We start from the raw sequence: 24216 nt of genomic DNA on the forward strand, positions 1-24216 counted from the left end.
GTGACGATGCGGTCCGGATCAGACCGGGTCGTTTCGGCGCAGCAGTTCCTCTGGGAGGTGCTGGATGTACTCCTCCTCCGCCGGCGGCATCTGCAGGTGGAAACCTTGTTTCTCGATGTTTTCCAGCACCACGTTGATGTCTTCGCGGGCCAGCTGGCGCTCGGGGCTCAGCACCAGATCGAAGGCGTGCTGTGGCGCGCCGAAGGCGACCAGCAGTGCCTCGGGCACGCGGCTGAGGGCTTCGCGCTTGTCGACGTACAGGTACATCTCGTTCTTGCGCGGACTCTTGTAGATGGAGCAGATGCGTTTCATGTCGGGACTTTCCGCGTTGGGAGTGGGCCGCGTTGGGTAATGGGCCGCGTTATTCGGGGGTCTGGACAGCCAGGCTGTCCAGCAGGGCCTGCCCCATCAGCTCGCGGCGCCAGCCTTGCAGCGAATCAGGCAGTTGGTAAGGGCCATTGGGCCAGCCGGTCTTGAGCAGGGCTTCGAGGATTTTCTTGCGCAGCATCAGCTCGGGCGCCATCTCCAGACGCTCGGCTTCCTTCTGGCCGACTTCACGCAGCTTCTTCAGCACCGGTGTGATCTCTCGCGGCAGCGGCTCGGGCAGGGTCTGCGGCCAGGCGGCTTCGGGCAGCTTTGCCGCGTGGGCCATCAGTGCGATCAGGGTGTCGCCGTCCTGGCGCACGGTGCGCGGGTGCATGTCGTCGATGCGCGCCAGGGCGACCTTGTCGGCCGGCTGGAAGCGCGCCAGTGGCCACAGGGTGTGCTCGCGCAGAATGTGGTTGCGCGGCTTGTTGCGCAACCGCGCCTGCTCCTCGCGCCAGACGCACAGTTCGCGTAGCACGGCCAGTTGCTGGCGACCCAGCTTCCACGCCAGCTTGACGTCGAGGTAGGCCTCCTGCGGGTCACTGACGCGGCTCTGGTTGCTGGTCAGGTCGGTGCCGTCAGCCAGCAGCCACTGCAGCTTCTCGTCGCTCAGGCGCGGCGCGAGCTTCACGTAGACCTCGGCCAGGTGCTGCACGTCCTCGGCCGCATAGCGTACCTGCATGTCGGTCAGCGGGCGCTGCAGCCAGTCGGAGCGGGTTTCGTCCTTGGGCAGGTCGAGGCCGAGGATTTCCAGCACCAGCTTGGAGTACCCCATGGAATGCGGCATGCCCAGGTAGGCGGCGGCCAGCTGGGTGTCGAACAGCGGCTGCGGCAGGCTGCCGGTCAGGCGCTGGAAGACTTCCAGGTCCTCACCGCAGGCATGGAACACCTTGACCACCACCGGCGACTCCAGCACGGCAGCGAACGGCGACCAGTCGCGGATCAGCAGCGGGTCGATCAGCCACACGCCGCTGCCGTCGCCCACCTGCACCAGCCCGGCAGCCGGGTAGAAGGTATCGACACGCATGAACTCGGTATCGAGCGCGAGGTAAGGCAGTTCTTTCCAGTCCTGGCACTTGCGCTCCAGGGTGGCATCGTCGCGAATCCACTGAATGTCGAGGACAGTCACGAACATCTCCTTCGTTTCGGTGCGCGCAGTATATAGAGATGCATGATGTGCGAGCATTCCACTCGGCCATCGGTCTGTGACAACTGCATGGCAATCTCTACGCTTTGCCCCGCCCACAACAACAAGAAGGCAGCTTGCGCATGAAAAAGCTTCTCGGACTGCTCGTCCTGCTGGCCGTAGCCGTCGCGGTCTACCTGGCGCTCACGCCCAGCCCCATCGACCCGCTGGCCTGGACGCCGCCCAAGGCGCCACCGATGACCGGCGTGATGGAACCCAACGACACCCTGATGAAAGCCGAACTGCTCGCCCAGGGCCAGATCGTCGGCCCGGAGGACACCGCCGTGGACAGCCAGGGCCGGGTTTTCGCCGGGCTGGATGACGGGCGCATCGTGCGCATCGGCGCCGACGGCAAGGCCGAGTCCTTCGTCGAGACCGGCGGCCGCCCGCTGGGCCTGGCCTTCGACAAGAACGGCAAGCTGATCGTCGCCGACGCCTGGAAGGGCCTGCTGGAGATCGACCCGCAGGGCAAGATCCGCGTGCTGACCGATTCGGCTGACGGCGTTCCCTTCGCCTTCACCGACGACCTGGACATTGCCAGCGATGGCCGCATCTATTTCAGCGACGCGTCCAGCCGCTTCCACCAGCCCGACTACATCCTCGACCTGCTCGAAGCCCGCCCCCACGGCCGCCTGCTGCGTTACGACCCCGCCACCGGCAAGACCGAAACGCTGCTCAAGGACCTGTACTTCGCCAATGGCGTGGCGCTGTCGCAGAACGAGGACTTCGTGCTGGTCAACGAAACTTACCGCTACCGCATCACCCGTTACTGGCTCAAGGGCGAGAAGGCCGGACAACACGAGGTCTTCATCGACAACCTGCCGGGCCTGCCGGACAACCTTGCCAGCGACCGCAGCGGCACCTTCTGGGTGGCCCTGCCCTCGCCGCGCAAGGCCGACGCCGACATGATCCAGCAGATGCCCTGGCTGAAACGCCAGCTCACCAAGCTACCGCGCGCCGTGCTACCCAAGCCGGTGCCCTACGGCCTGGTGATCCAGGTGAACGAGAAAGGCGAGATCGTGCGCAGCCTGCATGACACCAGCGGCCAGCACCTGCGCATGGTGACTTCGGCCAAGCCGGTGAACGGCGTGCTCTACCTGGGCAGCCTGGAGAACGACCGCATCGGCCGGCTGCCGATCCACTGAAAGGCGCCGGCTCCCAGGGCGCCTCAGGCCGGCGCCTGCTCCTTCAGGGCAGGCGCCGGTGCGGGCGCAGCGGCGGGCTCCAGCAGCTCCAGCATGCGCTCGCGCACCTCGCCCATCAGCGCATCGACGCCGTGTTCAGTAAACCGGGTGGAATCGATCGGTGCGCCGACATGCACCTCCACCGGCATGCCGAGGTTCAGTTTGAGGCCGCCCGCCGGTAGCAGTTGCTGGATACCACGGATCGCCACCGGAACGATGATCGCGTCGGTCTGCTGAGCCAGGCGGAAGCAGCCCTTCTTGAACGGCTGCAGCTTGCCATCCCTGGAGCGCGTGCCCTCGGGCGCGGCCCAGAGCACGATGCCGCTCTCCATCATTTCCCGCGCCTTCGCCAGGTCAGCCATCGCCTGGTGACGGTTGTGCCGGTCGATGGACGGAAACTCCGCCGCGCGCATGGCGGCGCCCCACACCGGCACGGCGAACAGCTCGCGCTTGGCCAGCATGCGGATCGAACCGGGCATGGTCACGAAGATCGCCGGGATGTCGTAGAAGCTGGAATGGGTGCAAAGGATCATGTAGCGACGGCCGTCGCCGAAGTCAGGCACCGCTCCATGGCGACTCATGCGCGCGCCGGTCAGGCGCAGCAGACTACCGGACCAGTCGCGGGTGAAGCCGTCGACCTTGGCGCGGCGCAACCGGCCGATGGCGCCCAGCGCCAGGACCCGGACGCTGTAGCCTAGGGTGATCAGAACGGTCGCCAGTCCCACCAGGGCGACGCGCAGCGGGCCCGCCTTGCGCGGTGCCGATTGCTGGTCGTGCATGTTCGCCAACTCCCACCAACTTTTCATCGTACAAGCCTTATGATGCGCCCAAGCCCCGTCACGACACAGGAACGCGCCCATGACCCAAGCCCGCCTGCTCACGCCCGAGCAACTGGCCGCCCGCCTCGATGACCCGAATCTCGTCCTGCTCGACTGCCGTTTCGCCCTCGAAGACCCGGCCTACGGCGCACGCAGCTACCAGGAGAACCACATCCCCGGCGCGCATTTCGCCGACCTCAACCGGGACCTTTCCTCCCCGGTGATTCCGGGTGTCACCGGCCGTCATCCGCTGCCTGATCCGCAGCATCTGCAGGAACACCTGCGTGCCTGGGGCCTGAACGCCGACAGCGAAGTGGTGCTGTATGACGACGGCCCCGGCGCATTCGCCGCCCGCGCCTGGTGGCTGCTGCTGTGGCTGGGCAAGAGCGAGGGCGTGTACCTGCTCGACGGCGGCCTGACCGCCTGGCGCAATGCCGGCCTGCGCCTGACGACCGCCGAAACGCCGCTGCGCCCCGGCGACTTCAAGGGCGAGCCGGACAACAGCCTGCTGATCAGCGCCAGTGAACTGGCCGCGAAACTCGGCAAAGCCGAACTGCCGCTGATCGACGCCCGCGGCCTGCCGCGCTTCCGTGGCGAGGTCGAACCCATTGATCCGGTCGCCGGGCACATTCCCGGCGCCCAGTGCGCAGCCTTCACCGACAACCTCGGCAATGACGGCCGCTTCCTGCGCCCGGAACACCTGCACCAGCGCTTCGCCGGCCTGCTGCGCGGACGCCCGGCCGAAGACCTGGTGGCCTATTGCGGCTCCGGCGTCACCGCCTGCCACAACCTGTTCGCCCTGAGCCTGGCGGGCTACCCGCTGGGTCGCCTGTATGCCGGCTCCTGGAGCGAATGGATCACCGATGCCCGCCGCCCGGTGGCAAAGGGCGACTGATCTCCCCGCTCTGGCGGAAAAAACGGAAGGCGCTTCACACCGGCGCCATCCGTTCCTATGGATAGGTGTCAGGGCATCGGTCAGACTCGTGCCCATTCTTCAAAGGAGTGATCCCATGCCTTCGCGCATCCGCCAGACCCTGCTCGCCAGCCTGCTGTTCGGCCTGTGCAGCGCCACCCCGCTGTACGCCGACGCGCTTGAAGCAACGCCCTGTGCCATCCAGGACCAGTGGTCCGACCTCTACGGCGAAGACCTGGTGAATGCCGCCAAGGCCGGCCATGCCAGTGCCCAGTACAGCCTCGGCCTGGAGTACGACGCCGGCAGCGACGAGTACGACCAGGACTACGAGAAAGCCGCCTACTGGTATGAGAAAGCCGCCAAACAGGGCCACGCCTGTGCCCAGTACAACCTCGGCAACGCTTACGACAATGGCGACGGCGTGGAGCAGGACTCGACCAAGGCGGTGTACTGGTACCAGAAGGCCGTCGACCAGGGCGACAAGGATGCCCAGTACAACCTCGCAATCATGTACGAGAACGGCACGGGCGTAACCCGCAGCTACAAGAAGGCGTTCGCCCTCTATCTGCTGTCCGCCGAACAGGGTGATGTGGACGCCGAGTACGAGGTGGGCGAAAGCTACGCCAAAGGGCGCGGCGTGGCGAAGAACCCCGCACAGGCGCGTGCCTGGTACCAGAAAGCGGCGGACCAGGGCCACGAAGAGGCCGAGGAAAAGCTCTCTGCGATGCCGGAGTTACCGCCAAGCATCTAATCGCCAGAAGGAATATGAACGAAAGCTGCGCCGACGAAACAGTTTAAAAACAGGCCTTTACATCATCTTCATCGCACTACACTTCAATTCGAGCGGCTAAGTCCGCTTCCGGCGGGGCCGAGGATAATCATCAGAAGCTGCCAAGACGCCCAGCCCCGCCGGTCATTGATGACGAGGATGTCATGGGAATCGCCGCGAATGATCTTTGCCAGTATGTGATTCGCCCCACCCTTCACTATCTGGGGCGTCACAGTGTCGCGGCCGAATCGCTGCTGCTGGGGGCAGCGGCCTGTCAGTCGGCGCTGGGGAGCGCCCTCGATGACAGCCATGGTCACGGGCTGTATCGCATTGGTGAACAGCGGCACCAGACGCTCTGGGATGGATTCCTGGCGCTGGACCCCGAGCTGGCCAGCCGCGTGCGAGGGCTGGCCAGCCAGCATGCCTTCCTCGACGCGCCGCACCTCGAACTCACGGTCAACCTGCGCTACAGCACAGCCATTGCCTGGATGCTGGTGGAGGCGGAACAGCTGCCCCTGCCGCTGGCGGACGACCCTATGGAACTGGCCCGTATCTGGCGCCAGGTTTTCCACCCTCACGGACGCCTCCACGACTTCGTCGACGCGTGGCACAGCTACGTCGGAAATTTCAGTCGAGTCGCCTGAGTATCTCTCATTCCGATGGTGACCAATCGGTCAGAAATTATTTACATACAGCGACGAACGGACATCATTCAGATGGAACGCTCGTTTGAGCCCCGAAGCCCAAGGTAGAGCGCCTGCCGACCACTACCCAAGACCCGGGAATCTTGGTAGCTTGCGCGCCGATAAACACAGGAGTTGCTCTTACAATGAAAACAACATGGCTTAAGACCACCCTCGCACTGACCATCAGCGCTGCCTCCGCTCAGGTGCTTGCCAACGGCATCGCCATCAACGAGCAGAGCGCCAGCGGCGCCGGTACCGCCTACGCGGGCCGCGCTTCCTCGGCATTGGACGCCAGCACCATCTACGGCAACCCTGCCGGCATGTCCAAGCTCAAGCGTACTGAAGTCAGCGGCGGTCTGGCCGTTGTCTCTGCCAAGGACGATATCAGCGACGCGAACAGCACTGCCTCCGGCTCCAACAAAGGCGACTCCGTTCCGCTGGCCGCCGTTCCGTTCGGCTACTTCGTCACCCCGCTGGATGACAAGGTCAGCGTCGGCCTGGGCATCTACGTGCCGTACGGCATCATCAACGACTACGAAAGTGGCTTCCAGGGCCGTTCCCACGGCTCCTACAGCAAGGTCCAGGTGATCACCGTCCAGCCGACCATCAGCTACAAGTTCAACGACGTGGTGTCCGTCGGCTTCGGTCCGACCATCAACCGTATCGACGGCAAGCTGGAGAACTACCTGAACACCGGTGGCCTGAACAGCGCCCTGGGTGGTAACGGCGGCGACACCAAGATCAGCATCAAGGGCGACGACACTGCCACCGGCTTCAACGTCGGCCTGCTGATCACCCCGACCGACAGCACCTCCATCGGCGCCACCTACCACTCCAAGGTGAAGTACGAGCTCGAAGGTCACACCACCGTGTCCAACTCGCCAGCCGGCCTGTTCGACTCGCGCATGGATGCCAGCCTGGACATCACCCTGCCCGAGTCCCTGGACCTGTCCATCACCCAGAAGCTGGATGACCGCTGGACCGTCTACGGTGGCACCACCTGGACGCGCTGGAGCCGTCTGAAGTCCATCGAGGTGCAGAACACCGGCGCCCCGCTGGCCGCTTTCGACACCATCGGCGAAGACCTGAGCTGGCACGACACCTGGTCCGCCGCGATCGGTACCTCCTACCAGTTCAACGACCAGTGGGTCCTGCGTACCGGCTTCGCCTACGATCCTTCGCCGACCACCAACGAGCACCGCACCGTGCGTATCCCGGTGGGCGATCGCAAGATCTTCACCCTGGGCGCCGGCTACTCGCCTAACGCCGATATGACCTTCGACGTCGCCTACGCCTACCTGTGGGAATCCACCGCCGGCGTAAACCAGCCGGACGGTCAGGAACTGGCGGGTCTGCAACTGCAGCCGGCCTACAGCGCCAAGTACGACAACAGCGCCCACGGCCTGACCGCGCAGATGACCTATCGCTTCTGATAACTTCTGCGGCATGAAAAAGCCGGGCAGATGCCCGGCTTTTTCATGGCCGTGATTTGTGCTGTGGCCTTTCTGTAAGAGCGAGCCGGCTCAGGCCGCCTCGTCAGGCGCTGCGTGCTCGCGGCAGATCAGCTCACCCTCACGCGCTTCCAGTCTTTCCCCCGTCAGCCCGCAAAGCGCGCCGTCATCCAGCTTCTGGTGGAAGCGACAGGTGCGGCACAGGCCGTACCCCGGCACGTTCTCCTGGCGCTGTACCGTCGCCAGCAGTTCGCGCAGCAACTCGACCAGCAACCCACTGCGCTCCCCCAGCGACTCTTCGGCGTGGCGCAGGAAAGCAGGCGGCGCCAGCGCATCGATCAGCCCCCTGCCCTCCGGCGTCAGCTCCAGGTGCACGCTGCGGCGGTCCTGCGCATCCGGACGCTTCGCGATCAGCCCCTTGGCCTCCAGCGCCTTCAGCGACTGGGACACCGTGCCCTTGGTCAGCCCGAGAAAGTCCGTCACGCCCAGCGGCGTGTTCGAATAGCGATTGCAACGCGCCAGGTAGTTCAGCGCGCTCAGCTGGATCGGCTGCAGATCGGCCATCAGCGGCTGCTCGCGGGCCCAGGCGCGCATCAGGCTGGCGATGCGTTCGAGGTAGTCGTACAGGGTCGTATCGGTCATGGGCTGATCCCTCCGATAGATAGTATCGATCAAAAACCAGTTTGACAGAAGGCTCTTTTCACACGCAGACTGAATTGGTATCGAATCGATACATAATCAATCAGGAGAAGGATCATGAGCAAAGCTGTTTACTACCATGCCGGTTGCTCCGTCTGCGTCGAGGCCGAGCGCGCACTGCTGCCGTTGTTGAACCGCGAAGTCGAAGTAGTGCACCTGGGCGAGCAGTCGCCGCGCGTGGCCGAAGCCGAGGCTGCCGGGGTGAAATCCGTACCGGCGCTGGTGGTCGATGGGCAGGTGCTGCACCTGAACTTCGGCGCCGCCCTGGCCGACCTGAAATAAGGCCGGGCGGTATGAGCGACTACCAGCCGTTGCACTGCGATCTCCATGACTATCTGGAGATCGCCTGCCTCTACCGCTACTGGCTGCGTATCGAGCTGCGTGACGGCCTGGCGTTCGACGCCCAGGCCTTCACCACGCACACGCGAAGGACCGCGGGCGGAGTGCTGGAGGAGTTCCTCGAGGTGCAGGTGGACGATGCCAGCCGGGAGTTCCGGCTGGACCGTCTGCACGCCATCACGCCCTTGTCGGCGCAGGCGCTGTTCGGAAGGGTGGAGCTGCAGGCGGCCGGCTGAGCGGCCGCAACGTCCTCACCACATGAGGTCGTCGGGCACCACGTAATCCTTGTACGGATCGTCCTCGTCCGGCTCGCCGCTGGGCTCGCTGAGGACGATGATGCGGCGCTCGTCGCGCTCCTGGATACGCAGTGCGGCATCGCGAGGCACGATCTCGTAGCGGCCGTCGTAGCTGACGATGGCCAGGCTGCCGCGGCTGAGCTTGTCGCGGACCATGTCGTTGACCGCGATGCGCTTGACCTTCTTGTTGTCGACGAAGTTGTAGTAGTCGTCCGACTCCAGTTTGGGCAGGCGCGTGCCTTCGATCAGTTGCTTGATCTGTGCCGTCTTGGCCTTCTTGTCAGCCTTCTCCTGCTGCTGGCGGTTCAGCTCGGCGTCGCGGGCCTGCTTCTCGGCCTGGGCCTGCAGGGCCGCCTGACGCTGGCTGTCGTCCTTCGCCACCTGGTTCTTGTGCTCCAGGCGCTGCTGCTTCTGTTTCTGCTTGCCGGCCTGCTTGGCCTGCTTCTCGTTGACCAGGCCGGCTTTCAGCAACTGGTCACGCAATGACATGCTCATGAATCAAGGCTCTCCAACAGCCCATAGTGATGCAGGACAAATCCCAGACCAACGCATAGGTGCGGCGGGATCGTCCTCAGGGGGTATAATCCTCGGGCCTGTGCCAGCGCAGCGCAAGTGCCTGGCTCGAAATCACTCATCTGGAGCGGACTCGTAACCTCCATGCTGAAGCTCATCGTTCTCGCGGTACTGGCCATCTTCCTCGTCGCCATTCTCTACGTGCATCTGCGCGGCAAGGTGCGGCTGCCCTTCCTGCGCCAGGTCGTGAACCACTCCGCCTGGTTCGCTCCCTACAACTCGCTGATGTACCTGAACTCCAGCGTGCCCTCCAAGCCCTACCTGGACCGCGAGCGCTTCCCCGAACTCGACAAGCTGCGCGACAACTGGCAGATGATCCGCGAGGAAGCCGAGCAGCTGTTCGACGAGGGCTACATCCGCGACGCCCTGAACAACAACGAGGCCGGCTTCGGTTCCTTCTTCAAGAAGGGCTGGACCCGCTTCTACCTGACCTGGTACGACGGCCCCCTGCCCTCGGCGCAGCAGTTGTGCCCCAAGACCGTGGAACTGGTGAGCAGCATCCCCAACGTCAAGGGCGCGATGTTCACCCGCCTGCCGCCGCGCAGCCACCTGAACAAGCACCGCGACCCTTACGGCGGTTCGCTGCGCTACCACCTGGGCCTGGCCACGCCGAACTCCGATGAGTGCCGCATCTTCGTGGATGGCCAGCCCTACGCCTGGCGCGACGGCCAGGACGTGATGTTCGACGAGACCTTCGTCCACTGGGTCAAGAACGAGACGGACGAATCGCGTCTGATCCTCTTCTGCGATATCGAGCGTCCACTCAAGTCGCCGCTGCTGACCCGCATCAACCGCCGCGTCAGCGCCTTCCTCGGGCGCGCAACAGCGCCGCAGAACGTCGAGGGCGAGCGCGTCGGCGGAATCAACCAGGCCTACTCGGTGCTGATCCGCATCGGCAACGCCGTGGGCAGCAAGGTGAAGGTGTTCAAACGTGCCTATCCCAAGGCCTACCGCATCGGCCGCCCGGTGCTGGCGGTGCTGCTGCTGGTGCTGATCCTGCGCTGGCTGTTTGGCTGAAGGAGCGCGCCTCGCGTTGACGCTCCTACGAAGAACAAAAAAGCCCCGCGATTGCGGGGCTTTTTTATGGGAGAAAGAACTTATCCACAACTGAGCGGGTTCTTCTCGTCACGCTTGGCAGCGCCCCACAACTCGTCCATCTCTTCCAGGTTGCTGTCTTCCAGGGTGCGTCCCTGGTCGCGCAGGGCTGTCTCGATGTAGCGGAAGCGGCGCTCGAACTTGGCGTTGGCGGCGCGCAGGGCAGTTTCCGGGTCGACCTTGAGCTTGCGCGCCAGGTTGACCACCACGAACAGCAGATCGCCCACTTCCTCCGCCTGGCCCTCGGTATCGCCGCCGGCCATCGCCTCGAGCACCTCATCCAGCTCCTCGCGGACCTTGTCGACCACCGGCAGGGCGTCGGCCCAGTCAAAGCCGACCTGGGAGGCGCGCTTCTGCAGCTTGGCGGCGCGGCTCAGCGCCGGCAGGGCGGTGGGTACGTCGTCCAGCAGGGACAGTTGCACCGGCTCGGCGGCCTTGGCGGCACGCTCTTCGGCCTTGAGTTCCTCCCAGCGCTGCTTGACCGCCGCTTCCGCCAGTTTCGCCGGGTCGGACTCTCCGTACAGGTCGCCGTCGGGGAACACATGAGGGTGGCGGCGGATCAGCTTGGTGGTGATGCCATCCACCACCGCGTCGAACTCGAAGCGCCCCTCTTCCCGCGCCAGCTGCGCGTAGTAGACGACCTGGAAGAGCAGGTCGCCCAGTTCCTCACGCAGGTGGTCGAAGTCACCGCGCTCGATGGCATCGGCCACCTCGTAGGCTTCCTCGAGGGTGTACGGAACGATCGTCGCGTAGCTCTGCTTCAGGTCCCAGGGACAGCCGTGCTGCGGGTCACGCAGCCGGGCCATCAGGTACAGCAGGTCGTCGAGCTTATGCATCCTTGGCACCCGCACCGCGGTCGCGCCGCGCCTCGATGATGTTGGGCAGCTGCGAGATGCGCGCCAGCAGGCGGCCCAGCGAATCGAGACCGGGGATCTCGATGGTCAGGCGCATGATCGCGGTATTGTCTTCCTTGTCCGAACGGGTGTTCACCGCCAGCACGTTGATACGCTCGTTGAGCAGCATCTGCGAGACGTCGCGCAACAGGCCGGAACGGTCGTAGGCACGGATGACGATATCCACCGGATAGGTGCTGACCGGCACCGGGCCCCAGCTGACCTGGATGATCCGCTCCGGCTCGCGACCGGCCAGTTGCAGCGCGGTGGCGCAGTCCTGGCGGTGGATGGTGACGCCGCGGCCGAGGGTGATGTAGCCGACGATCGGGTCGCCCGGCAGCGGCTGGCAGCAGCCGGCCATCTGCGTGAGCAGGTTGCCGACGCCCTGGATCTGGATGTCGCCGCGCTTGCCGTGGCCGATCTTGCTCGGCTTGCGCGGGATGAGTTCCAGCTGCTCGGTGCCGCGCTCGGGCTCGACCAGCTGCTGCGCGTAGTTGACCACATGGGCGAGGCGCAGGTCGCCGGCGCCCAGGGCCGCGAAGAGGTCTTCGCCGGTCTTGTAGTTGGCCTTCTCGGCGAGCTTCTCGAAGTCCACCGGCGGCAGCGCCAGACGGCCCAGCTCGCGTTCGAGCATGGCCTTGCCGGCGGCGACGTTCTGGTCGCGCGCCTGCAGCTTGAACCAGTGGACGATCTTCGCCCGCGCTCGCGAGGTGGAGACGTAGCCCAGGTTCTGGTTCAGCCAGTCACGGCTCGGCCCGCTTTGCTTGCCGGTGATGATTTCCACCTGCTCGCCGGTCTGCAGGCTGTAGTTGAGCGGCACGATGCGGCCGTTGATCTTGGCGCCCCGGCAGTTGTGCCCGACCTCGGTATGCACGCGATAGGCGAAGTCCAGCGGAGTGGAGCCCTTGGGCAGGTCGATGGCATGGCCGTCGGGGGTGAAGACGTAGACCCGGTCGGGCTCGATATCCACCCGCAACTGCTCGGCCAGGCCACCGATATCGCCCAGTTCCTCGTGCCACTCCAGCACCTGACGCAGCCAGGAAATCTTCTCTTCGTAGTGGTTGGAGCTGGCCTTGACGTCGGTGCCCTTGTAGCGCCAGTGCGCGCAGACGCCGAGCTCGGCTTCCTCGTGCATGGCGTGGGTGCGGATCTGCACTTCCAGCACCTTGCCCTCGGGGCCGATCACCGCGGTGTGCAGCGAGCGGTAGCCGTTTTCCTTGGGGTTGGCGATGTAGTCGTCGAATTCCTTGGGGATGTGCCGCCACAGGGTGTGCACGATGCCCAGCGCGGTGTAGCAGTCGCGCATTTCCGGCACCAGCACGCGCACGGCGCGCACGTCGTAGATCTGGCTGAAGTCCAGGCCCTTGCGCTGCATCTTCCGCCAGATGGAATAGATGTGCTTGGCGCGGCCGGAGAGGTCGGCCTTGATGCCGGTGGCGGCCAGGGCGTCCTTGAGCTGCTGCATCACGGTGGCGATGTACTGCTCGCGGTCCAGCCGGCGCTCGTGTAGCAGCTTGGCGATCTGCTTGTACTGGTCGGGCTCGAGGTAGCGGAAGGACAGGTCCTCCAGCTCCCACTTGATGTGGCCGATGCCCAGACGGTGGGCCAGCGGGGCGTAGATGTCGAAGACTTCGCGGGCAACGCGCATGCGCTTTTCTTCGTCGGCGTTCTTCACCGCGCGAATGGCACAGGTCCGCTCGGCCAGCTTGATAAGCGCGACGCGCACGTCGTCGACCATGGCCACCAGCATCTTGCGCAGGTTCTCGATCTGCGCCTGGGTGCCGAGCACCAGGGACTGCCGCGGGCTGAGGCTGGTGCTGATCGCCGCCATCCGCAGCACGCCTTCGATCAGCTTGGCGACGACAGGGCCGAAGCGCTGCGCCACGTCCTCGAGCTTGACCTTGCCCTCGCGCACGCCACGGTAGATCACCGCGGCGACCAGCGATTCCTGGTCGAGCTTGAGGTCCGCCAGGATCTCGGCGATCTCCAGGCCTGTCTGGAAGCTGGAGGTGCCATCCGCCCAGGAGTTGTCAGCCGTGCTGACAGCCCTGTCTTCCACCTCGCGAGCGAACTCGCAGGCTTCCAGCAGGACCTTGCGATCCAGTACCGGGACCAGGGTCTGGACATGGTCCAGCCAGGCCTCGAGATTGATGCTGCCGTCGGTGTTGACCGGCTGGTGCGCTCTCACCTGTACCATCGTGTCTACCCTTCCCCACGGTGCGCCACAACACACCGCTCACTGCGCCGGCCTTTCTTGCTTGAGCCGGTCGGATTGCGCAGGCCGTCCTAGCCTGCCTCGAACAAAGCCATGGCCTCGACATGGGCCGTCTGCGGGAACATGTCGAGAATGCCGGCGCGCTTCAGACGATAGCCCTGTCGGGCCAGCTCGCCAGCGTCACGCGCCAGGGTCGCCGGGTTGCAGGACACATAGAGTACCCGCTCCGCGCCCAGTGAACGCATCTGCCGTGCCGGTTCGAAGGCTCCGTCCCGCGGAGGGTCGAGCAGCACGGCGGTGAAATCCTCCGCCGCCCAGGGGGCGTCGGCAAGCGGTTTCGTCAGGTCCGCCTGATGGAACCGGGTATTGACCAGGCCGTTGGCCCGGGCGTTGGCGGCGGCACGCTCGACCATGGTCTGCACACCTTCCACGCCCACCACCTCGCGCACCTGGCGCGCCAGCGGCAGGGCGAAGTTGCCCAGGCCACAGAACAGGTCCAGCACGCGCTCGTCGCTGCCCGGCTTCAGCCAGTCCAGCGCCTGGGCGACCATCGCCTCGTTCACCGGCTCGTTCACCTGAACGAAGTCGCCGGGACGGTAGGCCAGGGTCAGATTCCAGGCTTCGAGCCGGAAGCCAAGCTCGCGGTTCCCACTGTTTTCTGCAGCATCGGAGCAAAGCGTCGGTTCGCCGTCAGCCTGCAACCACAGCTGCACATCCCGTGCCGAACAGAATTCCAGCAGTCGCGCGCGGTCACTATCGGACAAAGGTTCGATATGCCGCAGCAGCAGCGCGCTGGAAGTGCCGTGGAACAGCTCGACATGGCCAAGGCTCTGCGGTTTGGCGAAGCCACGCAGCAGCTCCGGCAGCTCGCGGGCGAGGACCTGCAGTTCGGGCACCAGCACCAGGCAGTCTTCGAAGGCGACGATGGCCTGGCTGGCAGCGGCGCGGAAGCCCACGTCCAGGCGCTTGGCCTTCACGTCCCAGCGCACGGCGAGGCGGGCGCGACGGCGGTAGCCGAACTCCGGCCCGACCAGCGGTGCGGCCCACTCTTGCGGGACCAGGCCGGAGAAGCGCTCCAGTTGCTCCGCCAGGGTGCGCTGCTTGAGCGCCAGCTGATCGGCGTGGGACAGGTGCTGCAGGCTGCAGCCGCCACAGGTGCCGGCCACCGGGCAAGGCTCGGTGCGGCGGTTGGCGGCGGCAGTGAAGATACGTTCGCTACGGGCGTCGACGATCTGCGCGCGGGCGGACAGCACGCGGGCTTCCACCGACTCGCCCGGCAGGGCGTTGTCGACGAACCAGGTGCGCCCGTCGATGTGGGCGATGCCGCGGCCGTCGTGGGCCAGGCGCTCGATGTTCAGGCGCTGCTTCTTGCCCACCGGTACCGCAGGGCTGCGCGCTCCGCCGCTGGGCTGGAAGCGCAGGCCGGATCTCTGCTTGGCCATGTCAGTTGGAGTCGAACACGCCCGAGGACAGGTAACGGTCGCCACGGTCGCAGATGATCGCCACCAGGGTCGCGTTTTCCAGTTCGCGCGACAGGCGCAGCATGGCCGCCACCGCACCACCGGAGGACACGCCGCAGAAGATGCCCTCTTCGCGGGCCAGGCGGCGCATCACGTCCTCGGCTTCGTTCTGCTGCATGTCGACGACGCGGTCGACGCGGGTGGCGTCGAAGATCTTCGGCAGGTATTCCTGCGGCCAGCGGCGGATGCCGGGGATGGCCGAGCCTTCCATCGGCTGCAGGCCGACGATCTGCACGTTGGGGTTCTGCTCCTTGAGGTAGCGCGACACACCCATGATGGTGCCGGTGGTGCCCATGGAACTGACGAAGTGGGTGATCTCACCGCCGGTCTGCTGCCAGATTTCCGGGCCGGTGGAATGGTAGTGGGCGATCGGGTTGTCGCCGTTGGCGAACTGGTCGAGCACCTTGCCCTGGCCTTCGCGCGCCATCTGGTCGGCGAGGTCGCGGGCGCCTTCCATACCCTGCTCCTTGGTCACCAGGATCAGCTCGGCGCCGTAGGCGGTCATGGCGGCCTTGCGCTCGGCGGTGGAGTTGTCGGGCATGATCAGGATCATGCGGTAGCCCTTGATCGCCGCCGCCATCGCCAGGGCGATGCCGGTGTTGCCGGAAGTGGCTTCGATCAGCGTGTCGCCGGGCTTGATGTCGCCGCGCAGTTCGGCACGGGTGATCATCGAAAGCGCCGGACGATCCTTCACCGAACCCGCGGGGTTGTTACCCTCGAGTTTTACCAGCAAGGTGTTGGAAGTTTCCCCGGCCAGGCGCTGCAGGCGCACCAGCGGGGTATGGCCGACGCAATCGGCGATAGTCGGGTACTGCACAGTCATGGAAGCACTCGGATCTGGAACAGGGCGCCCTATGATACCGGCAAAAGCCGCCCGGCCATACGAAACTTCCTAACAAGCCGTGTACAGGGGCCCGTGTCCGCCTCAGGCCGCCGCCGCGTCGGGCAGGCGCAGGTGCACGCGCAGCCCCGCTTCGGCGCAGTCCGCCCAGAGTTCGCCGCCCTGCATGCGCAGCGAACTGCGGGCGATGCTCAGGCCCAGGCCGAAGCCTTCCCCGGTACGTGCATCGGAGAGCCGGGTGAAGGGCAGGAAGATGCGCTCCAGGTCACTTTCCGCCACGCCCGGGCCATCGTCTTCCAGCCACAGGTGCCAGCCGCCGGACTCGCGCCGGCCGCTCAGGCGGATGCGACCGTGTTCCGGTGAATGGCGGATAGCGTTGCGCAGCAGGTTTTCCAGCGCCTGGGCCAGACCGTTGAGATGGCCGCGCACGCGGCAATCCGCCGGCACCTGATAAAGGAAGCGCTCGGTACTCCAGCCCGCCTCGAAGCAGGCGTCGTCCACCAGCAGGTCCCACAGCGAGCGCAGGTCGATCTCTTCCAGCTCCACTCGCGGGCGCTCGGTATCCAGCCAGGCCAGTTCCAGGGTATCGGCGACCAGGCGCTGCATTACCTCCACTTCCCGCTCGACACGCTGGCGCAACGCGGCTTCGCTGATCGGGCTGTCGCCGGCGACCCGCAAGCGGCTGAGGGGCGTGCGCAGTTCGTGGGACAGGTCGCGCAGCAACTGGCGCTGCAGGCCGACGTGGCCGCGCAGGCGCTCGGCCATGTGGTCCAGCGCGCGGCCCAGCTCGCCGAGTTCGTCGCGGCGGGCGATCAGTTCCGGGCCGGCGACCGAACCGAGGTCATCCGCCTGCAAGGCGTTGGCGTGTTCGCGCAGACGGCCGAGCGGGCGTACCAGCCGGCGATAGATCAGCCCACAGAGCATCAGGGCAAGGATCGTCGGCACCAGCGCATGACTGATGGATTGGCGCAGGAAGCTCAGGCCGCCCGGCAGGTAGCGCTGCGGCAGTTGCACCACCAGCCGGCCAGCGCCCGGTTCGTCCGGGAAAGGAATACCGATGTACGGCAGGTTCACCGAGCGCGAGCTTACCGGCCAGTCCAGCCCGCGCTGGAATGTCAGGTGCGCCACGTCCTCCATGGGCAGCGGCTGCGTGCCCAGCGACTGCAGACGGGCATCGACCACGACCATCCAGACCGGTTCGCGCAGCTTCATCTGCGCCAGCCAGGCATCGACGCCTGCCGCCCCGCGGGTACGCCAGGCCTGCTGGGCTTCGTCGGCATAGCCGGCGAGCACCTGCCGCGCCGCCTCGGACAGGAAGTAGCTGTCGCGCTCCATCTGCTTGCCCCAGTTCCAGGACAGCCAGATCACTGACAGGCACAGCACCACGAGGGCGACGGCGAGCTTCCAGAACAGCGAGTGGCGGCCGGGCATGTCAGTCCTCGGTCTCGGCGAACACGTAGCCCTTGCCCCAGACGGTGTGCAACTGGTGGCGGACGTAGCCGATGGCCTGCAGCTTGCGGCGCAGGTGGCTGACGTGCATGTCCAGGCTGCGGTCATGTGCGGTGAAGGCGCGGTGCAGCACGTGCTGATAAAGGAAGGGTTTGCTCAGGGTCTCGCCCTGGCTGCCGAGGAAGGTTTCCAGCAGACGGTACTCGGTCCCCGTCAGGCCTGCCCAATGGCCGTCGAGGCCGACGTCGTCCTTCTGCGGGTCCATCTGCAGCCCGGTGGGCATGGGAGTGCTGGCCAGGGACTGGCTGCCGCGCTCCAGCGCCACCCGGCGCAGCACCGCGTCAACGCGCACGCTCAGCTCGGCGAGACTGAAGGGCTTGGGCAGGTAGTCGTCGGCGCCCTGGGAGAAGCCGGCAATGCGGTCCTGCTCGGCGCCCAGGGCGGACATCAGGATCACCGGCACCGCGCGCTCGCGGCGCAGGGTGCGGAGGATGTCCAGGCCACCGGTGCCGGGCAGCATGATGTCCATCAGCACCAGGTCGTAGTCGCCTCCGCGCGCCTGGGCCAGGCCCTCGTCGCCGTCCTGGCACCAGGTAACCGCGAAGCCGCGTTCGCTCAGATGGGAAGACAGGTGGGCGCCCAGGGTCGGGTCGTCCTCGATGGTCAGCAGGCGCAGGCCCGACGAAGCGATGGCATTCATATCAAATAAGAGTGATTAGCAATTGCGTGAAGTATTCACGATTCCGCACGTTCCCGGCAAGGCAAAGGGCTTCCGACCAAGGTCTGAACCGCTACACTGCCGGGGATAAACGCATCGGAGGAAGCGCGTGTTCAAGGATCTCGGCATCAAGGGACGGGTACTGCTGCTCACCCTGCTGCCCACCAGCCTGCTGGCGCTGGTGCTGGGCGGCTATTTCACCTGGGTGCAGCTGTCGGACATGCACGCCCAGTTGATCGAGCGCGGGCAACTGATCGCCGAGCAACTGGCGCCGCTGTCCGCCCCGGCCATGGCCAACCACAACAACGAGCTGCTCGCGCGAATCGCCAATGAAGCGCTGGACCAGCCCGACGTGCGCGCCGTGACCTTCCTTGACCCGGACCGGGAAAAGCTTGTCCACGCCGGCCCCAGCATACTGACGCCAATGCCCAGTGGGGACGGCTCGCACCTGAGCATGGCGAGCAACCTGGACACCACCCACTTCCTCTTGCCGGTGCTGGGCAAGCACCGCAGCCTGTCCGGCGACCCCGACGACGACGCCGAGAAGCTGCTGGGCTGGGTCGAACTGGAACTGTCGCACCACGGCACCCTGCTGCGCGGCTACCGCAGCCTGTTCACCAGCCTGCTGCTGATCGGCGCGGGCCTGGCCGTCACCGCCCTCCTCGCCCTGCGCATGAGCCGCGCGATCAACGCGCCGCTGGGGCAGATCGCCCAGGGCGTCGCCCAGCTCAAGGAAGGCCGCCTGGAAACCCGCCTGCCGGCGCTGGGCAGTCACGAGCTGGACGAACTGGCCGGCGGCATCAACCGCATGGCGGAGGCGTTACAGAGCGCCCAGGAAGAGATGCAGCACAACATCGACCAGGCCACCGAGGACGTGCGGCAGAACCTGGAGACCATCGAGATCCAGAACATCGAACTGGACCTCGCGCGCAAGGAGGCCCTGGAGGCGAGCCGGATCAAATCCGAGTTCCTCGCCAACATGAGCCATGAGATCCGCACCCCGCTCAACGGCATCCTCGGCTTCACCAACCTGCTGCAGAAGAGCGAGATGACCAGCCGCCAGCAGGATTACCTGGGCACCATCCACAAGTCCGCCGAAAGCCTGCTGGGGATCATCAACGAGATCCTCGACTTCTCGAAGATCGAGGCCGGCAAGCTGGTGCTGGAGAACATCCCGTTCAACCTGCGCGAGCTGATCCAGGACACCCTGACCATCCTCGCCCCCGCCGCCCACGAGAAGCAGCTGGAGCTGGTCAGCCTGATCTACCGCGACACCCCGCTGCAGCTGGTGGGCGACCCGCAGCGGCTGAAGCAGGTGCTGACCAACCTGGTGAGCAACGCCATCAAGTTCACCCATGACGGCAGCATCGCCGTACGCGCCATGCTCGAGGACGAGAGCGACGACCGCGCTCAACTGCGCATCAGCGTGCAGGACACCGGTGTGGGCCTGACCGACGCCGACCTGCGCGCGCTGTTCCAGGCCTTCAGCCAGGCGGACAACTCCCTATCGCGCCAGGCCGGCGGCACCGGCCTGGGGCTGGTCATTTCCAAGCGCCTGATCGAGCAGATGGGCGGTGAGATCGGCGTGGAAAGCAGCGCCGGCGATGGCTCCGAGTTCTGGATCAGCCTAAACCTGCCCAAGGCCCGCGACGACGGCGACGACCTGCCGCACGCCCTAGCCGGCGGCCTGCGTGTGGCGCTGTACGAGCCCCACGAACTGACGCGCACCGCGCTGCACCACCAACTGGAAGACTGCGGTCTGGAGGTCACCGAGTTCCCTGACCTCGTCACGCTGGAGAAGACCCTGCTGGCCGGGCCGTCGGACAAGGCGCCGATCACCCTGGCGCTGCTCGGCGTGACCGCCGCCGATCACCCGCCAGAGGCGCTGCGCCAGTCCATCCGCGAACTGGAACAGCACGGCTGCAAGAGCCTGGTGCTCTGCCCGACCATCGAACAGGCGTACTACAACGATGTGCTGCCCGACGCCCAGGTGCAGAGCAAGCCTGCCTGCACACGCAAGCTGCAGCAGGCACTGAATGAATTGCTGCACCTGCGGCCGGCGCGCAAGGACAAGAACGTCAACGGCAGGCTCGAGCGCACGCCGCACCTGCTCTGCGTCGACGACAACCCGGCCAACCTGCTGCTGGTAAAGACCCTGCTGACCGACATGGGCGCCGAGGTGGTCGCCGTGGACAGCGGACTTGCCGCCGTCGAGGCGGTGCAGCGCGAGCGTTTCGACCTGGTGTTCATGGACGTACAGATGCCTATCATGGACGGCCGCCAGGCCACCGAGGCGATCCGCCTCTGGGAAGCCGACCGCGAAGTCAGCCCGGTACCGATCATTGCCCTCACCGCCCATGCCCTGGCCAACGAGAAGCGCGCCCTGCTGCAGGGTGGCATGGACGACTACCTGACCAAGCCGATCGACGAGCGCCAACTGGTCCAGGTGATCCTCAAGTGGACCGGCCTGGCGCTGGGCGAGCCGCGCGACGAGCGTCCGCGCCAGGCCCAGTCCTCCCTGGAAGGCCTCAGCGTGCTGGACCCGGAGGAAGGCCTGCGGCTGGCCGCCGGCAAACCGGAGCTGGCCGCCGACATGCTCGGCATGCTGCTCGCCTCGCTGTCCGCCGACCGCCAGGTGATCCGCCAGGCCCGCGAGCGCAACGACCGCAACACCCTGCTCGAACGCATCCACCGCCTGCACGGCGCTACCCGCTACTGCGGCGTGCCGATGCTGCGCGCGGCCTGCCAGCGCGCCGAGACGCTGCTCAAGCAGAACGATCCGGACGGCCCCGCTGCGCTGGATGAGCTGGACAAGGCCATGGCCGAGCTGGCACAGGCGACCGAGGGCCACCTGGAAACCGAAGCCGGCCAGACGCACTGAAGACGGAATTCAATCGATGCGCATCATCCTGTTCAGCAACCAGACCTACGACCGCGAGAGCTTCCTCGCCGCCAACCATGGCCTCGGCTTCGAGCTGCATTTCCAGCAGGCGCAGCTGCGCGAGGACACCGTCGCCCTGGCCATGGGCTTCGAGGTGGTCTGCCCCTTCGTCAACGACGACCTGTCGCGCCCGGTGCTGGAGCACCTGGCGGCCGGCGGCACGAAACTGATCGCCCTGCGCTCGGCCGGCTACAACCATGTCGACCTGGCCGCCGCCCATGCGCTGGGTCTTGCCGTCGTGCGCGTACCGGCCTATTCGCCCCACGCCGTGGCCGAACATGGCGCAGGACTGGTCCTGGCGCTGTGCCGGCACCTGCACCGCGCCTACAACCGCACCCGCGAAGGTGATTTTTCCCTGCACGGCCTGACTGGCTTCGACCTGCACGGGCGCACTGTCGGGATCATCGGCAGCGGGCAGATCGGCGAAGTCTTCGCCCGCATCATGAGCGGCTTCGGCTGCCATATCCTGGCCTACGACCCCTACCCCAACCGCGCCGTCGAGGCCCTGGGCGGGCGCTTCGTCGAGCTGGACGACCTGCTTGCGCAGTCCGACATCATCAGCCTGCACTGCCCGCTCAACGAGGCCACCAGGCACCTGATCAACGCCGAAAGCCTGGAGCGCATGAAGCGCGGCGCGATGCTGATCAATACCGGCCGCGGCGCGCTGGTCGACACCCCGGCGCTGATCGAGGCGCTGAAAAGCGGCCAGCTCGGCTACCTCGGCCTGGACGTCTATGAAGAGGAAGCCGACATCTTCTTCGCCGACCGCTCCGACCAGCCGCTGCAGGACGACGTACTGGCGCGCCTGCTCACCTTCCCCAACGTGATCATCACCGCGCACCAGGCCTTCCTGACCCGCGAGGCGCTGGCCGGAATCGCCCAGACCACGCTGGCCAACATCGCCGCCTGGCAGGCCGGCGATCCGGTCAACCTGGTGAAAAACTGAGCAGAAGGCGCTCGCATCCGCACGCCACGCGCCCTAGAATGCCGCGCTTTCCCGGAGGACCCATGGCCCAGCACGATTTCCGCTACACCCTGCTCAACCCGCAATTCACCCTCAACGAGTGCCGCGCGCTGACTCCGGGCCGCTACCAGGTCACCGGCATCGGTGGCTCGATCAAGGCCGGCGACACCATGCTGGTCAGCCTCAAGGGCAGCAAAAGCCTGAGCATGACGCTGGAAGTGGAAAAGGTCCGCCACCTGATCAACCCGCCTGGGCAGTGGATGGCCGTGGCCAAGGGCCCGGTGTTCCGTGAACTGGGTATCCACGAGTGGAAGGTCAACTGTGACGGCTGCGAGGCTACACTGGATTTCGAATTCGCCGTCGATGCCACCCTCGGCAAGGCTGCCCAGCAGCCCGCCGCCGAGCAGCGCATCGCCGAACTCGGATGGGCCAAGGTCGGCAACCGCCACCTCTGCCCGGATTGCCAGAGCAAGGAGACTGCATGAAAGCCCTGATCGCCAGCGCCTGCACCGCGCTGGCCCTGGCCGGTTGCGCCAGCAAGCCGGTTCCCGAAGCGGAGCAGACTTACCGCGTGGAATGGGTCGGTGAGCACCCGCTGATCGACTACACGCACATCAGCCTGACCCTGGACGGCAACGGCCGCGCCTACGGCAGCGCCGGCTGCAACCACTGGTTCGCCAGCTACAAGCTCGAAGGCGACCAGCTGACCTTCGGCCAGCCCGGCGCCACTCGCAAGCTGTGCGCCGACCTGGTGATGGAGCAGGAACAGCAATTCCTCAAGATGCTTGGCGAAGTGCAGCGCTGGGATATCACCGAAGAAGGCGAGCTGCGCCTGTGGCCGGTCTCCGGCCGCGCCATGCGCATGTGGCCCGAAGGCTGAGGCGTTTTCGCCCGCGCTAGAAGAGCGTGAGCTGCTCGTGGGCGCCGCGCAGATCGACCAGGCGCACGCCCACGCCGATCAGCCGCACCGCTTTGTTACCGCGCTGAAACGCCTGCCCCAGCAGTAACCGATAGCTTTCCAGGTCCCGCGCGGCGCCTGCCTGCTCCAGGGTGGTCTGGGTGAAGTCATGGAACTTCAGCTTGATGAACGGCTTGCCCGGCCGGTAGCTGGTGTCCAGGCGCGTCATGCGCCGCTCCAGCTCACCCAGCAACGACGGCAATTCCTCCTGGCAGGCCGCCAGGTCCGGCAGGTCCTGGTCGAAGGTGTTCTCCACGCTGATCGACTGGCGGCGGCTGTCCACCTGCACCGGACGTTCATCGACGCCCCGCGACAAGCCCCAGAGCCGTTCACCGAAACTGCCGAATTCCTTGGCCAGCTGGATACGCGACCAGTCGCGCAGGTCCGCGCAGGTACGGATACCCAGACGCGCCAGCTTCTCGGCGGTGACCTTGCCCACACCATGCAGCTTCTTTACTGGTAGTTCGGCGACGAAGCCGTCCACCTCGTCGGGCGTGACCACGAACAGCCCGTTGGGCTTGCGCCAGTCGCTGGCGATCTTGGCGATGAACTTGTTCGGCGCTACCCCGGCGGACACCGTGATGTGCAGGGTTTCCCAGACTCGCTGGCGAATCTCCCGGGCAATGCGCGTGGCGCTGCCGCCGCAGCGCTCGCTGTCGCTGACGTCGAGATAGGCCTCGTCCAGGGAGAGCGGCTCGATCTGGTCGGTGTAGTCGCGAAAGATCGCGTGGATTTCCCGCGAAGTCTCGCGATAGACATCCATGCGCGGGCGCACGATGGTGAGGTCCGGGCACAGCTTCACCGCCGTACGCATAGCCATGGCCGAATGCAGCCCATAGGCGCGAGCCTCGTAGTTGCAGGTCGCGACCACGCCGCGCTTGTCCGGCGACCCGCCCACCGCCAGCGGCTTGCCTGCCAGACTGGGGTCGTCGCGCATCTCGATGGCGGCGTAGAAGCAGTCGCAATCGATGTGGATGATCTTTCTCTGCCGAGTCACGAAGAAGGCGCCTGCATCACCATCGGAAGCCGCCCGAAAAGGCGGCGGAAAACCCGGTCATGGTAATGCAAAACGCCGCCGCTTCGGTTATCCACGTCCAGGAAACCCCCGCCTGCGGACAACTGCCCTGCTGCCGTTCACCGAAGCTAAATATCTGATAGAAAATCACTTTTCCCCATTTTTCATTGACACACCGGGCCAACGGCGTAGAATGGCCGACGCGGGATGGAGCAGTCTGGTAGCTCGTCGGGCTCATAACCCGAAGGTCGTAGGTTCAAATCCTGCTCCCGCAACCAGACACAGATAAAGGGTCACTCTTCGGAGTGGCCCTTTTTCGTTTGCGCG

Annotated in this window: 24 protein-coding genes and 1 tRNA gene; 13 read left to right on the plus strand and 12 right to left on the minus strand. The window is 65.8% G+C overall.

The features are described 5' to 3' along the window. Nucleotides 1-18 precede the first annotated feature (18 nt). Complete coding sequence (locus IB275_RS22240; RefSeq protein WP_045212389.1) at nt 19-312, minus strand: YcgL domain-containing protein; 294 nt, start codon at nt 310-312, stop codon at nt 19-21. 49 nt (nt 313-361) lie between these two features. Then, a complete protein-coding gene (gene rnd / locus IB275_RS22245; RefSeq protein ID WP_192291196.1) occupies nt 362-1501 on the minus strand; it encodes a ribonuclease D in 1140 nt (379 codons plus the stop codon). Nucleotides 1502-1635: 134 nt separating this feature from the next. Here rnd and IB275_RS22250 point away from each other — a divergent pair, with 134 nt between their 5' ends. Then, entirely contained in the window at nt 1636-2697 is a 1062-nt protein-coding gene (locus tag IB275_RS22250; protein ID WP_192291198.1) for an SMP-30/gluconolactonase/LRE family protein, read from the plus strand. Between the two features lie 23 nt (nt 2698-2720). Here the strand turns inward: IB275_RS22250 and IB275_RS22255 are convergent, their stop codons facing one another. Continuing rightward, nucleotides 2721-3515 (minus strand): lysophospholipid acyltransferase family protein, encoded by a 795-nt coding sequence (locus IB275_RS22255; protein ID WP_192291200.1) that lies wholly within the window; start codon nt 3513-3515, stop codon nt 2721-2723. 79 nt (nt 3516-3594) lie between these two features. Between IB275_RS22255 and IB275_RS22260 the strand changes: the two genes are divergently transcribed. The 4 genes from IB275_RS22260 (at nt 3595) to IB275_RS22275 (ending at nt 7355) form a co-directional block, all read left to right on the plus strand. Beyond that, a complete protein-coding gene (locus IB275_RS22260) occupies nt 3595-4449 on the plus strand; it encodes a sulfurtransferase (RefSeq protein WP_192291202.1) in 855 nt (284 codons plus the stop codon). A gap of 115 nt (nt 4450-4564) precedes the next feature. Beyond that, nucleotides 4565-5218 (plus strand): tetratricopeptide repeat protein, encoded by a 654-nt coding sequence (locus IB275_RS22265; RefSeq protein WP_192291204.1) that lies wholly within the window; start codon nt 4565-4567, stop codon nt 5216-5218. A 182-nt stretch (nt 5219-5400) separates the two neighbouring features. Next, complete coding sequence (locus IB275_RS22270) at nt 5401-5880, plus strand: hypothetical protein (RefSeq protein WP_192291206.1); 480 nt, start codon at nt 5401-5403, stop codon at nt 5878-5880. 185 nt (nt 5881-6065) lie between these two features. Continuing rightward, complete coding sequence (locus IB275_RS22275) at nt 6066-7355, plus strand: outer membrane protein transport protein (RefSeq protein WP_138215175.1); 1290 nt, start codon at nt 6066-6068, stop codon at nt 7353-7355. Nucleotides 7356-7445: 90 nt separating this feature from the next. Here the strand turns inward: IB275_RS22275 and IB275_RS22280 are convergent, their stop codons facing one another. Continuing rightward, a complete protein-coding gene (locus IB275_RS22280; protein WP_192291208.1) occupies nt 7446-8015 on the minus strand; it encodes a MarR family winged helix-turn-helix transcriptional regulator in 570 nt (189 codons plus the stop codon). Nucleotides 8016-8129: 114 nt separating this feature from the next. Here IB275_RS22280 and IB275_RS22285 point away from each other — a divergent pair, with 114 nt between their 5' ends. Further along, a complete protein-coding gene (locus tag IB275_RS22285; RefSeq protein WP_192291211.1) occupies nt 8130-8354 on the plus strand; it encodes a thioredoxin domain-containing protein in 225 nt (74 codons plus the stop codon). Between the two features lie 11 nt (nt 8355-8365). Then, nucleotides 8366-8647: a Rho-binding antiterminator gene (locus IB275_RS22290; protein WP_192291213.1), complete on the plus strand. Its 282-nt coding sequence runs from the start codon at nt 8366-8368 to the stop codon at nt 8645-8647. 15 nt (nt 8648-8662) lie between these two features. Here the strand turns inward: IB275_RS22290 and IB275_RS22295 are convergent, their stop codons facing one another. Then, complete coding sequence (locus tag IB275_RS22295; protein WP_151187915.1) at nt 8663-9202, minus strand: DUF2058 domain-containing protein; 540 nt, start codon at nt 9200-9202, stop codon at nt 8663-8665. Between the two features lie 162 nt (nt 9203-9364). Between IB275_RS22295 and IB275_RS22300 the strand changes: the two genes are divergently transcribed. Beyond that, the gene (locus IB275_RS22300) at nt 9365-10297 is read left to right on the plus strand and encodes an aspartyl/asparaginyl beta-hydroxylase domain-containing protein (RefSeq protein WP_192291215.1); all 933 of its coding nucleotides are present in this window, start codon (nt 9365-9367) and stop codon (nt 10295-10297) included. A gap of 80 nt (nt 10298-10377) precedes the next feature. On the opposite strand, the gene mazG is transcribed toward IB275_RS22300, so the two are convergent. From mazG to IB275_RS22330, 6 genes are all read right to left on the minus strand, one after another. Further along, nucleotides 10378-11211, minus strand: coding sequence for a nucleoside triphosphate pyrophosphohydrolase (gene mazG / locus IB275_RS22305; RefSeq protein ID WP_138215181.1), 834 nt, complete (start codon nt 11209-11211; stop codon nt 10378-10380). Beyond that, nucleotides 11204-13465: a GTP diphosphokinase gene (relA, locus tag IB275_RS22310; protein WP_192291217.1), complete on the minus strand. Its 2262-nt coding sequence runs from the start codon at nt 13463-13465 to the stop codon at nt 11204-11206. The genes mazG and relA overlap by 8 nt, the downstream gene beginning before the upstream one ends. An 89-nt stretch (nt 13466-13554) precedes the next feature. Beyond that, complete coding sequence (rlmD, locus tag IB275_RS22315) at nt 13555-14925, minus strand: 23S rRNA (uracil(1939)-C(5))-methyltransferase RlmD (RefSeq protein WP_192291219.1); 1371 nt, start codon at nt 14923-14925, stop codon at nt 13555-13557. A gap of 1 nt (nt 14926) precedes the next feature. After that, a complete protein-coding gene (cysM, locus tag IB275_RS22320; protein ID WP_081520291.1) occupies nt 14927-15826 on the minus strand; it encodes a cysteine synthase CysM in 900 nt (299 codons plus the stop codon). 102 nt (nt 15827-15928) lie between these two features. Then, complete coding sequence (locus IB275_RS22325) at nt 15929-17275, minus strand: HAMP domain-containing sensor histidine kinase (protein ID WP_192291221.1); 1347 nt, start codon at nt 17273-17275, stop codon at nt 15929-15931. A 1-nt stretch (nt 17276) separates the two neighbouring features. After that, the gene (locus IB275_RS22330; RefSeq protein ID WP_192291223.1) at nt 17277-17993 is read right to left on the minus strand and encodes a response regulator transcription factor; all 717 of its coding nucleotides are present in this window, start codon (nt 17991-17993) and stop codon (nt 17277-17279) included. A 127-nt stretch (nt 17994-18120) separates the two neighbouring features. On the opposite strand from IB275_RS22330, the gene IB275_RS22335 reads away from it, so the two are divergent. The 4 genes from IB275_RS22335 to IB275_RS22350 all read left to right on the plus strand — a co-directional run bounded on the left by IB275_RS22335 (nt 18121) and on the right by IB275_RS22350 (nt 22796). After that, entirely contained in the window at nt 18121-20892 is a 2772-nt protein-coding gene (locus IB275_RS22335; protein WP_192291225.1) for an ATP-binding protein, read from the plus strand. Between the two features lie 16 nt (nt 20893-20908). After that, the gene (locus tag IB275_RS22340) at nt 20909-21898 is read left to right on the plus strand and encodes a 2-hydroxyacid dehydrogenase (protein WP_192291227.1); all 990 of its coding nucleotides are present in this window, start codon (nt 20909-20911) and stop codon (nt 21896-21898) included. Between the two features lie 62 nt (nt 21899-21960). Beyond that, complete coding sequence (locus IB275_RS22345) at nt 21961-22401, plus strand: hypothetical protein (protein ID WP_045212435.1); 441 nt, start codon at nt 21961-21963, stop codon at nt 22399-22401. Then, the gene (locus IB275_RS22350) at nt 22398-22796 is read left to right on the plus strand and encodes an META domain-containing protein (protein ID WP_081520285.1); all 399 of its coding nucleotides are present in this window, start codon (nt 22398-22400) and stop codon (nt 22794-22796) included. The genes IB275_RS22345 and IB275_RS22350 overlap by 4 nt, the downstream gene beginning before the upstream one ends. Before the next feature lie 16 nt (nt 22797-22812). On the opposite strand, the gene dinB is transcribed toward IB275_RS22350, so the two are convergent. Then, the gene (dinB, locus tag IB275_RS22355) at nt 22813-23811 is read right to left on the minus strand and encodes a DNA polymerase IV (protein WP_225607687.1); all 999 of its coding nucleotides are present in this window, start codon (nt 23809-23811) and stop codon (nt 22813-22815) included. 279 nt (nt 23812-24090) lie between these two features. Between dinB and IB275_RS22360 the strand changes: the two genes are divergently transcribed. Next, nucleotides 24091-24167 (plus strand) — tRNA-Met (locus tag IB275_RS22360). Nucleotides 24168-24216 lie beyond the last annotated feature (49 nt).

This window comes from Pseudomonas sp. PDM21 (assembly GCF_014852505.2).
Lineage (GTDB): Bacteria > Pseudomonadota > Gammaproteobacteria > Pseudomonadales > Pseudomonadaceae > Pseudomonas.